This window comes from Priestia sp. 3CA3 (assembly GCF_056836725.1).
Map to the genome: position 1 here is coordinate 25,585 of NZ_JBXENJ010000019.1, position 14,622 is coordinate 40,206.

The 14,622-nt window shown below is 38.4% G+C and carries 13 protein-coding genes; all 13 read left to right on the top strand.

The features are described 5' to 3' along the window. Positions 1-286 precede the first annotated feature (286 nt). The 13 genes from AC1VNJ_RS25420 (at position 287) to AC1VNJ_RS25480 (ending at position 14,350) form a co-directional block, all read left to right on the top strand. Positions 287-832: a hypothetical protein gene (locus AC1VNJ_RS25420; protein ID WP_223546639.1), complete on the top strand. Its 546-nt coding sequence runs from the start codon at positions 287-289 to the stop codon at positions 830-832. A 19-nt stretch (positions 833-851) separates the two neighbouring features. After that, positions 852-3,077 (top strand): alpha-galactosidase, encoded by a 2,226-nt coding sequence (locus AC1VNJ_RS25425; protein ID WP_098626869.1) that lies wholly within the window; start codon positions 852-854, stop codon positions 3,075-3,077. Between the two features lie 413 nt (positions 3,078-3,490). Continuing rightward, positions 3,491-4,486, top strand: coding sequence for a biotin synthase BioB (gene bioB, locus AC1VNJ_RS25430; RefSeq protein ID WP_482641524.1), 996 nt, complete (start codon positions 3,491-3,493; stop codon positions 4,484-4,486). 244 nt (positions 4,487-4,730) lie between these two features. Beyond that, on the top strand, positions 4,731-5,309 hold the full coding sequence (locus AC1VNJ_RS25435; RefSeq protein ID WP_028412676.1) for a glycerol-3-phosphate responsive antiterminator: 579 nt from the start codon (positions 4,731-4,733) through the stop codon (positions 5,307-5,309). A gap of 20 nt (positions 5,310-5,329) precedes the next feature. Next, a complete protein-coding gene (locus tag AC1VNJ_RS25440; protein WP_028412675.1) occupies positions 5,330-6,445 on the top strand; it encodes an ABC transporter ATP-binding protein in 1,116 nt (371 codons plus the stop codon). Continuing rightward, a complete protein-coding gene (locus AC1VNJ_RS25445; protein ID WP_028412674.1) occupies positions 6,442-7,377 on the top strand; it encodes a carbohydrate ABC transporter permease in 936 nt (311 codons plus the stop codon). The genes AC1VNJ_RS25440 and AC1VNJ_RS25445 overlap by 4 nt, the downstream gene beginning before the upstream one ends. Beyond that, entirely contained in the window at positions 7,374-8,186 is an 813-nt protein-coding gene (locus tag AC1VNJ_RS25450; protein WP_033580861.1) for a carbohydrate ABC transporter permease, read from the top strand. The genes AC1VNJ_RS25445 and AC1VNJ_RS25450 overlap by 4 nt, the downstream gene beginning before the upstream one ends. Positions 8,187-8,199: 13 nt before the next feature. Beyond that, the gene (locus AC1VNJ_RS25455; protein WP_028412672.1) at positions 8,200-9,540 is read left to right on the top strand and encodes an ABC transporter substrate-binding protein; all 1,341 of its coding nucleotides are present in this window, start codon (positions 8,200-8,202) and stop codon (positions 9,538-9,540) included. A gap of 86 nt (positions 9,541-9,626) precedes the next feature. After that, positions 9,627-10,364 carry a glycerophosphodiester phosphodiesterase gene (locus AC1VNJ_RS25460; protein WP_028412671.1) on the top strand — a complete coding sequence of 246 codons (738 nt, stop codon included), beginning with the start codon at positions 9,627-9,629 and terminating at the stop codon, positions 10,362-10,364. 223 nt (positions 10,365-10,587) lie between these two features. Beyond that, positions 10,588-10,911: a DUF3870 domain-containing protein gene (locus AC1VNJ_RS25465; protein WP_028412670.1), complete on the top strand. Its 324-nt coding sequence runs from the start codon at positions 10,588-10,590 to the stop codon at positions 10,909-10,911. 93 nt (positions 10,912-11,004) lie between these two features. Beyond that, positions 11,005-12,171, top strand: a complete 1,167-nt coding sequence (locus AC1VNJ_RS25470) for a DUF819 family protein (RefSeq protein WP_047751713.1) — start codon at positions 11,005-11,007, stop codon at positions 12,169-12,171. Between the two features lie 59 nt (positions 12,172-12,230). Further along, the gene (locus AC1VNJ_RS25475) at positions 12,231-13,304 is read left to right on the top strand and encodes a dipeptide epimerase (protein ID WP_155008805.1); all 1,074 of its coding nucleotides are present in this window, start codon (positions 12,231-12,233) and stop codon (positions 13,302-13,304) included. 32 nt (positions 13,305-13,336) lie between these two features. Then, positions 13,337-14,350 (top strand): C40 family peptidase, encoded by a 1,014-nt coding sequence (locus AC1VNJ_RS25480; protein WP_098627526.1) that lies wholly within the window; start codon positions 13,337-13,339, stop codon positions 14,348-14,350. The last annotated feature ends 272 nt before the right edge of the window (positions 14,351-14,622 follow it).

Sequence of the window (14,622 nt, forward strand, 5' to 3'; positions counted from 1 at the left end):
TATTTATTATTATACTATATTGTTAGATTTGTCATCTTTTTTTGAAAAAGAAGAGAAAATTGCGCGCTAAGAGATAAAGAGCGTTTAGTTAATTACTAGATAAAGCAAAAAAATGCTTTTTTTCACTTTGATTTTTACCATTGAGTCTAGAAAGCATTTTACATAAAATGAAAGAAAGTAAAAAAGCTTTCGATTAGTATGATCTACTTGTAATAAATACGAAAACAAACTTTTGAATGCGGTTACATTTTTGCGGGTGTATAAACTTATAATGATGATAAAGGAGATGAAGGAAGTGATTGCTACACCCTATATAAACTTGGAGATAAACAAGGGACCAGGTGTGCATGTTGTATTGGATGAAACAAAAAAAGATGGTGTTTATTTTATTAAATTAACGGTCAAGTCGATTAAAAAAAGAAGTCTTCCAAAAATGGCGTTAAAATGGAGCGTTCCGTTGTTAGATATCCAGCTATATAAATCTATACAAACTAGTCAGGGAGATGTGAGTACCTCTTCTGTTCATTGTTTTATGAATAAAAATGGCTCTAACCGCTACACTATTGCATGTTCAGACATACTTCACCCTATTCGGTGTGCCCCCAATTGGAAGGAAATGTGTCTAGATGTGGAGATGAACTTATTTAGTGAAAGCACTTGGTCTCTTCATAGCTACGAAACTGAACTGCGAGTAGATACAAGAATGATTGAAACAGAAGAGTTATTCAAAGATTTAGCGAAATGGTATGAAAGAAAAGAGATTAATCTAGCATCTGCTGTTGAGCATGCAACGGCAATAGATGAAAAAGGAAATGTCTCGTTAGATATTTGATGGTGAGGAGAGAGATAGAGTGGGGATCTTATTTAATGAACGTACAAAGGAGTTTCACCTGCAGGGCCGCGATGTAAGTTATATCTTTTCAGTGTTGAGAAACGAGCAGCTTGGTCACTTATACTATGGAAAAAAGCTTAAGCACCGTCCGTCTTTTCAGCATTTTTTACGTGTGGAAACAAGAGGAGCTAGCGCTTCGGTCTATGAAGGAGAACTAGCATTTTCTCTTGAAACAATCAAACAAGAGTATCCTTCTTATGGGACAACAGACTTCAGAGAGCCAGCCTACCAACTTCTTCAGCAAAACGGAAGCCGAGTCACCAATTTTGAATACGATAACCATAAAATTTACAAGGGCAAGAAGCTATTAAACGGCTTACCTGCTACATACGTAGAAGAAGAGAGTGAAGCCACGAGTGTAGAAGTTGAACTGATTGATAAATTGCTCAATGCATCACTTATTTTAACGTATACCGTTTACGAAGACCGAAATATTATTACGCGTCACGCAAGATTTGAACATAGAGGAGAAGAACCAGTCGATATTTTGCGTATCATGAGCGGCAGCATTGATTTGCCCACATCAAACTATGAAATGGTTCAGCTTTCCGGTGCTTGGATTCGAGAGAGACACGTGAAAACAAGAATGCTTCAGCCGGGTATTCAAAGTATTTCTAGTGCGAGAGGTACAAGCAGCAGTCAGCAAAACCCGTTTTTAATTTTAAAGAATCCAGATGCAACTGAACACAGTGGAGAAGCGTATGGTTTTAGTCTTGTATACAGCGGAAACTTTCTTGGACAAGTGGAAGTAGATCACTATAATGTATCAAGAATAACGATGGGTATTCACCCTTTTGATTTTCAGTGGAGACTAGAAAGTGGACAAACTTTTCAATCACCAGAACTAGTATTGGCTTATTCAAATAACGGGCTAAACGGTCTTAGCCAAGAGTATCATGAGCTTTATCGCAAGCGTCTCGCTAGAGGGAAATGGCGGGATTTAGAGCGACCAGTTTTAATTAATAACTGGGAAGCGACGTATTTTGATTTTAACGAAGAGAAAATTGTACACATTGCCAAAGAAGCACAAAAGCTGGGCGTTGAACTTTTTGTATTGGATGACGGCTGGTTTGGTAAACGTAATGATGATACAACTTCTCTTGGAGACTGGTTTGTAGATGAAAATAAGCTTCCGGGCGGTATGAAATCATTGGCTCAAAAAGTAACGGATTTAGGTATGGACTTTGGATTATGGTTTGAACCTGAAATGATTTCAAAGCAAAGCAACTTGTATGAAAAGCATCCAGATTGGTTGATTCATGTGCCAAATCGTCATCAGTCTCATGGACGAAATCAATATGTGCTTGATTTTTCACGAGAAGAAGTAGTGAATTATATTTATGAACGAATGGAAGCTATTTTAAGTGAAGCACCTATCTCGTATATAAAATGGGATATGAACCGAAATATAACGGAGATTGGATCTGTTGGGCTACCCGCGAATCGCCAGTTTGAAGTAGTACATCGCTACATTTTAGGAGTATATGATTTGTATGAGCGACTAACAAAGAAGTTTCCGGATATTTTATTTGAATCGTGTGCAAGCGGGGGCGCTAGATTTGATCCGGGAATGCTTTATTATGCTCCTCAAGCTTGGACGAGCGATAACACGGACGCGATTGAACGTCTGAAAATTCAGTACGGCACGTCTTTTGCTTATCCAATCAGTTCAATGGGAGCACACGTATCAGCCGTACCAAATCATCAAGTACGCAGAGTAACAAGTCTAGAAACAAGAGGAGACGTTGCGTATTTTGGCGCATTCGGTTATGAATTAGATGTTACGCTGATGACAGAAGATGAAAAAGAAACGGTAAAAAAACAAATTCAGTATTATAAAAAATACCGATCTCTTATTCAAAATGGAAGATTCTATCGATTAAAAAGTCCGTTTGAACAAGATGGAAATGTGACGAGCTGGATGGTTGTTTCATCCGATCAAAAACAGGCAATCATCGGTTATTATCAAGTATTAGCTAGATCAAATCCTTCTTATGAACGCATTGAGCTAAAAGGGCTTCATCCTGATTATGAATATACAGTGATGGAAACAGACCAAACAGCTTATGGAGATGAGCTCATGTACGCAGGAATTGCTCTAACTCATGAATATCCGGGTGTTGAAGCATACGATAAAAAATCTGGAGACTTTGTATCGGTTATTTACACACTGCAAGCGCAATAAGCAAAGAGGCTGGGACATAACGAAATAAATCCAATCGAAAGATGAACAAATGAGATACATGAGCTGGACTGCTTATGACACCGCAATTGATTTCCGTGCAAGGCTTCGCTTTCGCTCCTGCGGGGTCTCACCTGTTCCGCTTTTCCCGCAGGAGTCTTCGCCTTGCCCTCCAATCAACTGCTAGAAGGAACGAAACAAATAAAACGATATGCATCATCAAAAAAAAAACGAACCACTCATCAAACAGGTTGATGAATGGTTCGTTTTTTACTTGGGCTCAACTACTTTTGTCCCAGTCTCTTTAAGTTAACTATTATTTATGAAGTGTTGACATAAAAGGCGTGATAATGGTAACTTTTAGTTATAATTGTTAACTTTATATTTTTTAAGTTTACTAAAGTGGAGGGGAATCGATGGAAACCACAAGTTTAAGAGATTGGAAAGCACTTGCTCAGTCTATTATTAAAGGGAAAGAAATGACATATAAAGAAGCGCTTCAACTTCTTTATGTACCGGATGAAGAAGTGTTAGAGGTCATGAATGCCGCGTACTTAATTCGTCATCATCATTATGGAAAAAAAGTAAAGCTTAATATGATTATTAATACTAAATCGGGTTTATGCCCAGAAGACTGTGGATATTGTTCGCAGTCGATTGTATCAGAAGCGCCCATTGATAAGTATGCGTGGTTAACAAAAGAGAAAATTGTAGAAGGTGCTTTTGAAGCTCAAAAAAGAAAAGCAGGTACATATTGTATCGTAGCGTCAGGCCGCCGCCCTACTGATAAAGAAGTAGCGCACGTAGTGGGAGCGGTAAAGGAAATTCGTCAAAAGACAGACTTGAAAATCTGTGCCTGTCTAGGATTTTTAACAGATGATCAAGCACACGAACTAGTCGAGGCGGGTGTTCATCGCTATAATCATAATTTAAATACTCACGCTGATAACTATGACAATATTTGTTCTACGCATGGCTATGAAGATCGAGTCGATACGGTTACTACATCTAAAAAAGCAGGTTTGTCACCTTGTTCCGGTGCAATTTTTGGAATGGGCGAGACAAATGAACAAGCCGTTGAATTAGCTTTTCAGATTAAAAAGTTAGATGCAGATTCTATTCCATGCAATTTTCTTGTTGCCGTTCCAGGAACGCCTCTAGAAGACAAAAAGGCGTTAAAGCCAATGCAATGCTTAAAGCTGTTAGCGATGATGCGTTTTGTAAATCCAACCAAAGAAATTCGAATTTCAGGAGGCAGAGAAGTTAACCTCAGATCACTTCAGCCGCTTGGTTTGTTTGCTGCAAACTCAATTTTTGTAGGCGATTATTTAACGACTCAAGGTCAAGAACCTACAGCTGACTGGGGATTAATTGAAGATTTAGGATTTGAAATCGAAGAATGTGCACTGTGAAGCCGTTGAGAAATCAACGGCTTTTTTTATCTTCAGCAGATTTACAGGAACTATACGTTTACTTTACAAAACTCAACAGCTTCTTTATATTGCCTTCACAAATAACCATTATTATAAAACATGTGAACGATAAGTGAATAGTTACTAAGGTTATGAAATTGAGAAACCACAAAAAACAATAGGTCTATATAAACATCCTATGCGTTTTTTGTGGTTTTTTTATAAATGAAAGGAAGGAATCGTTTTGAATAAGGAAGCAGATTTCTTACAACAGCTTGGACAAGATCGTTTAATTGCATCCATTAAAAGTCCGAAAAATTTAGAGCAATTTTTAGAAACAGAGATCCAGGCCGCCTTTTTATTAACGGGAAACATCAGTGTAATTAAACGCTATGTAGATTTACTCAAACAGCATAATCGAACGGTTTTCTTACACATTGAAAAAATTCCGGGAATTAGCTATGACCGGGAAGGGCTTAAATTTCTCGCTAAGTTTGTAAAGCCCACAGGTATCGTAACCACTAAAAGTTCACTCATTAATTACGCAAAACAGGAAGGGCTGGTTGCTATTCAGCGGCTGTTTTTAGTGGATACAGACGCAGTAGCACAGGGGTTAAAAACCGTTCAAGATATTAAACCGGATGCATTAGAACTAATGCCAGGATTGATTCCGGAGATGATAGAGAAAATCGTTAAAAAAACAAGTATCCCTATTATTACAGGTGGACTCATTCAAAATGAAAGCCATATCCAAGCTGCTTTAAAAGCAGGGGCTACGGCAGTTTCTACAGGAAAATCATGGCTATGGAAAAAATATGAATGAGCGAGAAAGGAGCGTTTTTAATGAAAAAAGTAGAGTTAGTTAACGTTGGAAAGTCATACGATCAAAAAACAAATGTCATTCAAGATATTAATGTCACAATTGAACCTGGAGAATTCTTCGTATTAGTAGGTCCTTCAGGGTGCGGGAAAAGTACAATGCTGCGAATGATTGCCGGATTAGAAGAAGTCACACAGGGAGAGTTGCTAATCGGGGATGTAAAAGCAAATAAATTGCTTCCAAGTCAGCGCGATTTGTCCATGGTGTTTCAAAACTATGCTTTATATCCGCATTTGACAGTAGAACAAAATATTCTTTTTGGTCTGCATACAAAGAAGATTTCAAAGCAAGAACAGCACAAGCGCTGCAGGGAAGCAGCAGAAATGCTTGGTTTAAGTGAATATTTAAAACGAAAGCCTAGACAGCTTTCGGGAGGACAGCGTCAGCGTGTAGCACTCGCACGTGCTATAGTTACTCATTCACCTATTTGCCTGATGGATGAGCCGTTATCCAACTTGGATGCGAAGCTGCGAGCAAAGATGAGATCAGAAATTCGCCAGATTCAGCGTAAGTTAGGTATTACGATGATTTATGTCACGCATGATCAAACGGAAGCGATGACGATGGCGGATCGAATGATGATTTTAAATGGAGGTAATATTCAGCAGGTTGGGCGTCCGCTCGATATTTACAATGCACCGGCAAACACGTTCGTAGCGTCGTTTATAGGTTCGCCCCCTATGAACTTATCAAACGTTTCTATAGAAAATAACTTACTCGTTTTTGAAGATAGAAGAGCTATTTCTATGAGTGCATCATACAACAACCTTAGCGGTAAAAAGGAAGTTGTGGTTGGAGTAAGACCTGAGCACGTTCAGCTTGCGACAAACGACAACACCAGCTTTATCGTAGAGGTAGATAATGTCGAAATTCTAGGAACGGAAACACTGCTTACATTTCAAATGGGAGACAAACAGTGGATGGCTAAATGGAACGGTCAATGGAATATAAAAGTGGGAGAGCGCGTCCCTATTTTTATCGATCCAAAACACCTGTTTTTATTTGATAGTGATACAGGTTCATGCTTGCACTATGAACCATCAACGGAAGATTTAACTGTAAAGGGGGCATTTGTATGAGTGCTGTTACCAAAACAGCAAACTCGCCTGTTTCTGTTTCATCAAATCCACAAGAAAAGAAGTCAATGCCTAACCTATTGGTAGGATTATCTTACTTGCTGCCATCATTATTGTTATTTGGTGTATTTCTTTTCTACCCAATGATTAAGACCTTATATTTAAGTCTTTTTATTACAGACACACAGGGAAATCCCTTGAAATTTGTAGGATTACAAAATTTCTTTTATCTATTTACAGATCCAAACTTTTTACAAAGTATGAAAGCCACTTTTTTATTTGTACTATACACGGTGCCTATTGGCTTAATTATTGCATTATTCCTAGCGCTAATCGCAAATGAAAAGCTAAAAGGAATTGGTTTTTTCAGAACAATGTTTTCATCTACGATGGGAATGAGCGTAGCGGCTTCTTCTGTAATTTGGATGTTTATGTATAACCCGACAATCGGTGTTATTAATAAAGTATTAAATCTTGTAGGCATTCATGATGTGCAGTGGTTATTAGATCCTAAGTATGCGCTGATTGCTGTGTCCATCTCTACGATTTGGATGAACATTGGGTTTACCTTTTTAATTTTACTTGGCGGGTTACAAAATATTGATGAAAAGCTGTATGAAAACGCGCGTATTGCTGGAGTTAGCTATTGGTATCAGCTCCGTAAAATTACGCTTCCTATGCTTTCGCCAACGCTGTTTTTTATTATCACCGTTTCGTTTATTAACGCGTTTCAAACGTTTGGACAAATTGACATTTTAACAAAAGGCGGGCCTACAGATTCCACAAATGTCATTGTTTATTCAATCTACAAAGATGCATTTGTAAACTATAATGTTGGCTCTGCAAGTGCTCAAGCTACAATTTTATTTTTCTGTATTCTACTGGTTACCGCTCTTCAATTCAAGCTTGGAGAAAGGAAGGTACATTATCAATGAGCATCACGAGAAAATGGACAACTTATTTGTTACTCATTGCAGCTACTTTAGTATTGATGTTTCCTATTCTATACGCTTTTTCCATTAGTTTTATGAGTGGAGCGGAAGTGTTAGAAGGGAAGATTTGGCCGTCATCTTTTTCATTTGAAAACTATCGGGATGCTTTTGAAAAAGTTCCGCTGCTTCATTATTTAATTAACAGTTTTGCTGTATCTATTTTTGTCATGGCCGGGCAGCTGTTAGTTTCAAGTTTGGCTGCTTTTGCATTTGTATTTATTAAATTTAAAGGAAGAGATACTATTTTCTTTCTCTTTATTTCTACGATGATGATTCCATGGGAAGCAACGATGGTTCCTAACTTTTTAACAGCACAAAAGCTAGGCTGGATTAATAACTATTTGGGATTAACAATTCCTTTTTTCGCCTTAGCATTTGGAACATTTTTATTGCGTCAACAGTTTAAAACCATTCCGGGCGAGCTGTATGAAGCTTCTCAAGTCGCAGGGATCAGCCGCTTTCGTTTCTTTTGGAATGTTGTGCTTCCTGTTTCTAAAACAAGTCTAGTTACGCTTGGCGTATATAGCTTTTTAACAACATGGAATATGTATTTATGGCCACTGTTAGTGACAAATACAGAGGATGTTCGTACCGTTCAGATTGGTTTAAAACAAATGCAAACGCAGGAGATTTCAACTGATTGGGGAGTGGTTATGGCTGCTGTCGTGGTTGTTATTATACCGACATTATTACTATTATTCCTAGGTCAAAAACGTCTTCAAAAAGGATTAACACAAGGTGCAATTAAATAGGAGAGTGAATGTGATGAAAAAGATATTGGCTATCGTAACGGCATGCTTGCTGGTCATTCTAGGCGCTTGCTCAAACTCAACTGGTTCTTCGGAAGCGCAAGAAACTAAAAAAACAGCATCAGGTAAAACAGAAGTCGTTTTTTGGCACGCCATGAGCGGTGACCTTGAAAAATCACTCAATAAAATAGTCGATGAGTACAATAAATCTCAGGATAAAGTTGAAGTAAAGCCCGTTTTCCAAGGAACGTATGAGGAAGCACAAACAAAATTTAATACGGTAGCAGGAACTAAAGATGCACCTGCTATCATGCAAACGTTCGAAGTAGGAACGAAATTCATGATAGACAGTGGTAAGGTTCAGCCTGTTCAAAAATTTATTGATGAAGACCACTACGATACTTCACAGTGGGAGAAAAATATTTCAAGCTATTACCAAGTAGATGGAAAGCAATATTCAATGCCGTTTAACTCTTCAACACCTGTGTTAGTTTACAACAAAGATGCCTTTAAAAAAGCAGGGTTAGATCCTGAAAATCCACCAAAAACGTATGATGAATTAAAGGCAGCTGCAAAGAAACTAACAGAGAAACAAGGAAATAAAACATCACAATACGGTTTTTCAATTCTAAATTACGGATGGTTCTTTGAAGAGCTAGTTGCTTCTCAAGGCGGTTTGTATGTAGATCACGAAAACGGTCGTAAAGGGGATGCCGAGAAGGCAGTATTTAATGGAAAAGAAGGACAAAACGCATTTAATTTAATCAATGACATGTACAAAGAAGGTACCTTCTACAATGTAGGGCAAAACTGGGACGATATGCGCGCTGCATTTCAATCTAAAAAAATTGCAATGTTTTTAGATTCATCAGCAGGTATTAAAACATTAGTAGACAATGCTCCATTTGATGTGGGTGTATCAGATCTTCCTGTGCCAAAAGAAGAGGATCGCCAAGGAGTAGCTATCGGGGGAGCATCTTTATGGATGTCTAAAGGAATTAGTGATGAAACATCTAAAGCGGCGTGGGACTTCATGAAATATTTAGCAACACCAGAAGTTCAGGCAAAATGGCACGTGGAAAGTGGCTATTTTGCGGTTAATCCTAAAGCATATGATCAAGAAATCGTAAAGAAAGAATGGAAAAAATATCCTCAACTAAAAGTGACGGTTGACCAGCTTCATAAAACTAAATCAACTCCGGCAACACAAGGCGCTTTAATTTCGGTATTTCCGGAATCACGCCAAAAGGTAGTAACAGGAATGGAAAGCCTGTACCAGGGAGTAAAGCCGAAACAAGCACTTGATCAAGCAGCAAAAGAAACGAATAGAGCATTAGAAGTAGCCAATCAAAAATAACGTATGATTACGAAGCTCGTCTTTCAAGTTATTTTGAGGACGAGCTTTTTATTTAGTGAATGACTAGTTAGGGGAGATAGAGGACAATGAATAATTCAATTGATCTTTATGCGCATCGCGGCTTTAGCGGACGATATCCTGAAAATACAATGATTGCATTTGAAGAAGCTAGGAAAATGCGAGTTTCAGGTATTGAATTGGATGTACAACTAACCAAAGACGGAGAAATAGTAGTGATTCACGATGAACGAATTGACAGAACGACGAATGGAATGGGATATGTTCAAGAATTTTCATATAAACAGCTGCGGTTATTCGATGCTGGAAGCTGGTATGATTCTCGTTTTTCTAAACAATCAATTCCCACGTTAATAGAAGTGTTTGAGTGGATGATGGACAAAAAGACAGAAATGACCGTGAACATTGAATTAAAAAATGACCAAATTTACTATCCAAAACTTGAGGAAAAAGTTCTTCGTCTAATCGATGAGTTTGATTTAGAAGATCAAGTTATTTTGTCATCTTTTAACTATGATAGCTTGGCTAAAGTGAGATCTCTCCATTCATATATCCCAACAGGATTTTTATTTGAAGGGGTGAGTGAAGATGCGATTGGAAAAGCAAAATCGATAGGTGCGCACCTGCACTGTGATATGTCGTTTGCTCTTTCTTCGTACGGGAAAAAAGCAAAGCAAGAAGGATTAGACTTACGAGTATATACAATTAATGAACTGAATGACTTTTTGAAGCTCCAGCAGGCTTCAGTAAAAGTAGTGATGACAGATTACCCTAACCGTTTTTCCTCTACAATGTTCAAAGGATGACGCAGAAAGGCCGTATGTATTCGTACGGCCTTTTTTATAGGGTAAATATTATTTTATTCTGAATAGTATAAAATTTATATTGTGAAATTGTTTTATAGATGATATATTGAGAGTAGATTATAATGTTCCTTATGAAAGCGAATACATGTTGCGTAGCTCCGCAAACGTTCATTTGCCGGTCCCTAGCATCGTCTGTTATCTCTTTTAGGAGGAATAAAAAATCATGTATGATCAAGATACTATCTATATTATTGGAGATGCCAAAGCTCCTCAAAGCAATCCGATTACTAAAAAGTTCAATCAGTATTTTTTAGGATTGGTAGTTGATAAAACAAATGGAAAAATTATTGATGTGGAATGCTCAGCGACGATTGAGTTAACCGTTCGATTTGTTCAATCAATTTTTATTGGACGTCATATAAGTGATCCCACCCTTATAGACGACATTAACAGCCGCTACTTCGGGTCTTCCCAAAAAGCGCTGGTGGTAGCGTTTCATGATGCACAGAAAAAATATCAGCAAATAACAGCTGCTTTGTCTACATAGACCTAGACGAAATCCAGCCTGACGTTTTCAAACGTTGGGCTGGATTTTGTTTTGCATAAAAACATTTTCGGGGAGATGAAGGGGGAAGAATAAATGATTCAAGATGGATTTATGTATGTGAGTGTGTTAACTGCCTTTGCTGCGCTCATGGTAGGGATTGAAAAACGATTTAAAGGCAATGGATTTTTTAAGTTTATTCCAGGTATTGTACTTATTTATATAGGAGCCGCTCTTATGCAAACGGCAGGATTATTTGGGGATAGCGAGTCAAATGCCGCCATGTATGCAGGCGTTAAAAATGCACTTCTTCCTGCTATGCTGATGCTTATGCTGTTAAAGTGTGATGTTCGAAGTGTAATTAAACTTGGTCCAAGAATGCTGGGAGGATTCATCGTTGCGGTTTTTAGTATAATGATAGGCTTTATCCTCGTCTATGCCATCTTTAAGAATTTCTATGTAGAGGATACGTGGAAAGCTTTTGGTGCTTTATCAGGAAGTTGGACCGGTGGGTCAGCTAACATGGTTGCCCTTCAAGGGATTTTGGATGTTCCAGAAAATATATTTGGCTACGCTCTTATGATGGATACGATTAACTATGCCGTATGGGTTATGTTTATGTTTTGGCTTGTACCATTTGCATCTAAATTTAATAAATGGACAAAAGCAGACGTCAGCTTTATTGAGAATAGTATAGATGAAGTCGCAGCAACATCTGAAAGCGAAAAAGAAGGTCCTCAGTTTCAGCATCTTCTTTATTTGCTTGGGCTAGGTTTGTTCGTTTCGGCATTGTCTACATTTATCGGAGGGCGTTTGCCTGAAGTGGGAGCCGTTATTAATGCAACGAGCTGGACGATTATGATTGCTTCTGTCGTTGGTTTAGTGCTTGCTGTAACTCCAGCGGCAAAAATTCCAGGTACGCTCGATGTATCAAACGTTATGTTATACATCGTTGTAGCGTTAATTGCTTCTCAATCAGATTTTTCAAATTTAGCTCAGGCTCCTATTTACTTAGTATCTGGTTTTCTCATTATGTTCGTCCACTTAGTGATCATGCTGTTGCTAGCTAAACTATTTAAATATGATTTATTTACGCTCGGGGTAGCCAGTTTAGCTAATATTGGCGGAATGGCGTCTGCTCCAATGCTTGCAGCTGCTTATAACCGTGCACTGATTCCGGTAGGAGTCATTATGGCTCTGATGGGTTCCTTCTTAGGTACTTATTTTGGTATGATGATCGCCAAAATTTTAGGGGCGATCTAAGAATAAACCAAAATAGGTATAAAAGAATATGTGTGCTGAATCGAAAGGAAGCGATTGAAATGATAATTAAAGACATAACTGTAAAGCATCAAACCGTTCCACTGCTCGTTCCGTTTAAAACAGCGCTTCGAACAGCAACAGAGATAGACAGCATAAGTGTAGAGATTCAGTTAGAAAACGGAATAAAAGGAAAAGGAGCGGCTTCGCCAACATATGTTATTACAGGCGATTCTTTAGAAGGCATTCAAGCTGCACTTCAAGGACCTATTAAACTAGCGCTAATAGGGGAGGATATAAGTCAGTTTCAAAAACTCTTAAAAAAAATTCAAAGCTGCTGTATTCACAATTCAAGTGCTAAAGCGGCTGCTGATATCGCTTTGCATGATGCTTATACAAAGTTTCTCAACATTCCTTTATATGCTTTCTTGGGCGATAAGCAGCCTATCTCTACGTGTATGACGATAAGTGTTGATACACCTGAAAAAATGGCTGAAGACGCACAAAAAAGTGCAGCGGACGGATTTGACATTTTAAAAGTGAAGGTAGGTTCAATTCCTAAGCTAGACCTTGAGCGTATTAAACATATTCGATCTGTCATTCCGGATCATGTAAAACTTCGGTTGGATGCAAATCAAGGATGGACTCCAAAACAAGCAGTGCAATTAATTAATGCAATGGAAGCTCTCAACTTTGGTATTGAACTGGTAGAACAGCCTGTCGCTGCTCATGATTGGGAAGGGTTAAAGTTTGTGACTGAACGAGTAAACGTACCCATTATGGCAGATGAGAGTCTATTTTCTGCCAAAGATGCATTAAGGCTTGTAAGCGGGCGGTACGTGGATCTTTTAAATATTAAGCTAATGAAGTGCGGAGGCATTAATGAAGCAAGAAAAATCGCGAGTATTGCTGAGGCGAACGGTGTTGCGTGTATGATTGGAAGCATGATGGAACCATCACTTTCCGTGGGAGCAGCTGCTCATCTGGCAGCCGCTCATCCAAATATCACGTATTTTGACTTAGATGCTCCTCTTTGGCTTTCAACTGAACTGGATGTGTTAAAGTACAGCGGTCAAGAGGTTTTCTTATCAGATCTTCCTGGAATAGGAGAAATCACCGTTCCTATCTCAAAATAAAAAGATAGTAATATAGTAGAAGGAGAGAGACGATGAATATAAAACGTTGGCTTTTGACGGTAACAACAGTTATTTTAGCTACATTTGGAGTCAGTGCAGTTCCTTCTGTTCATGCTTCTGAAGAAAAAGAAACTGCTTATATAGATGTCGCAGCAGCTACTCTTTGGACAGCACCCAACATCTTGCGTGAAGTGGACGCTCCGTCAGCTACTAATCCTGTAGATATGAAGAAGTGGACCACATCGATGAATTTGAAACAGAAGCAGCAGTTATCTAGTGACGGGATGCTTGAGACACAAGCGTTATATGGAAACAAAGTAACGGTTTTAGAGAGACAAGGAGATTGGGTCAAAGTAGCTGTAGACGGACAGCCTACTTCTCGAAATGAATTAGGATATCCCGGGTGGATGCCTACTAAACAATTAACCTATAGCAAAAGGTACGAACAGTATGCAAAGAAGCCTTTTGTAATGGTAACGGCTCCGACTACTTATTTATATCATTCGCCTTCTTTGAAAAAGAAAGGTATTGAAGTTAGCTATAATACGCGCTTACCTCTTTTGGTAAAATCAAAGAGTGCATATAAAGTATTAAAACCAAATGGAAAGACAGCATGGGTTTCTGCAAAAGCAGGAAAAATCTACGCTTCTCAAAAAGATATTCCTGTACCAACTGGCACGGAGCTTGTTGAAAGCGGAAAGGCATTTTTAAATCTTCCATATTTATGGGCTGGCATGAGTGGTTTTGGATTTGACTGCTCTGGATTTACGTTTACGATGTACCAGTCCCATGGTATTACAATTCCACGTGACTCAGGCCCACAGTCTAGAGCAGGGAAACCAGTAGAGATGAACAATCTTCAACCCGGAGACTTATTATTCTTTGCCTATAACCAAGGGAAAGGAAGCGTCCACCATGTAGCAATGTATGCGGGAGATGGTATGATGATTCATTCGCCGAACTCCGAGCGGACAGTAGAGATGATTCCTTTGAACACGAAGGGGTATATTGAAGAGTATGCAGGTGCACGTCGTTATTTACCTTAATTAGTAAGATAAGAAAGAAGCTCTTTTTGTGAAGGGCTTCTTTTTTAATATAGGTATAAATAAAAATTAGAAAATTTAGATTATTTACGTTTAACTACTTCTCAGTAGGGGAAGAAGTAAAGTAAGAAAAAAACATTTTTCTTCTCGAAACATATTGACTTTATGTGCAGGGCGTTATATTATTATAAAGCGTCGTTGAGACATAACAGTAACAACGAAGCTGAAAAAAGAATTTTAAAAAGTTGTTGACATTACGTCGGTAACTTGATAAA

Bases quoted from the DNA above. Each gene is read 5' to 3' on its own strand.
- AC1VNJ_RS25470 (WP_047751713.1), top strand. From the start codon at position 11,005: ATGATTCAAGATGGATTTATGTATGTGAGTGTGTTAACTGCCTTTGCT.
- AC1VNJ_RS25420 (WP_223546639.1), top strand. From the start codon at position 287: ATGAAGGAAGTGATTGCTACACCCTATATAAACTTGGAGATAAACAAG.
- AC1VNJ_RS25475 (WP_155008805.1), top strand. From the start codon at position 12,231: ATGATAATTAAAGACATAACTGTAAAGCATCAAACCGTTCCACTGCTC.
- AC1VNJ_RS25450 (WP_033580861.1), top strand. From the start codon at position 7,374: ATGAGCATCACGAGAAAATGGACAACTTATTTGTTACTCATTGCAGCT.
- AC1VNJ_RS25460 (WP_028412671.1), top strand. From the start codon at position 9,627: ATGAATAATTCAATTGATCTTTATGCGCATCGCGGCTTTAGCGGACGA.
- AC1VNJ_RS25480 (WP_098627526.1), top strand. From the start codon at position 13,337: ATGAATATAAAACGTTGGCTTTTGACGGTAACAACAGTTATTTTAGCT.
- AC1VNJ_RS25440 (WP_028412675.1), top strand. From the start codon at position 5,330: ATGAAAAAAGTAGAGTTAGTTAACGTTGGAAAGTCATACGATCAAAAA.
- AC1VNJ_RS25445 (WP_028412674.1), top strand. From the start codon at position 6,442: ATGAGTGCTGTTACCAAAACAGCAAACTCGCCTGTTTCTGTTTCATCA.
- AC1VNJ_RS25465 (WP_028412670.1), top strand. From the start codon at position 10,588: ATGTATGATCAAGATACTATCTATATTATTGGAGATGCCAAAGCTCCT.
- bioB (WP_482641524.1), top strand. From the start codon at position 3,491: ATGGAAACCACAAGTTTAAGAGATTGGAAAGCACTTGCTCAGTCTATT.
- AC1VNJ_RS25455 (WP_028412672.1), top strand. From the start codon at position 8,200: ATGAAAAAGATATTGGCTATCGTAACGGCATGCTTGCTGGTCATTCTA.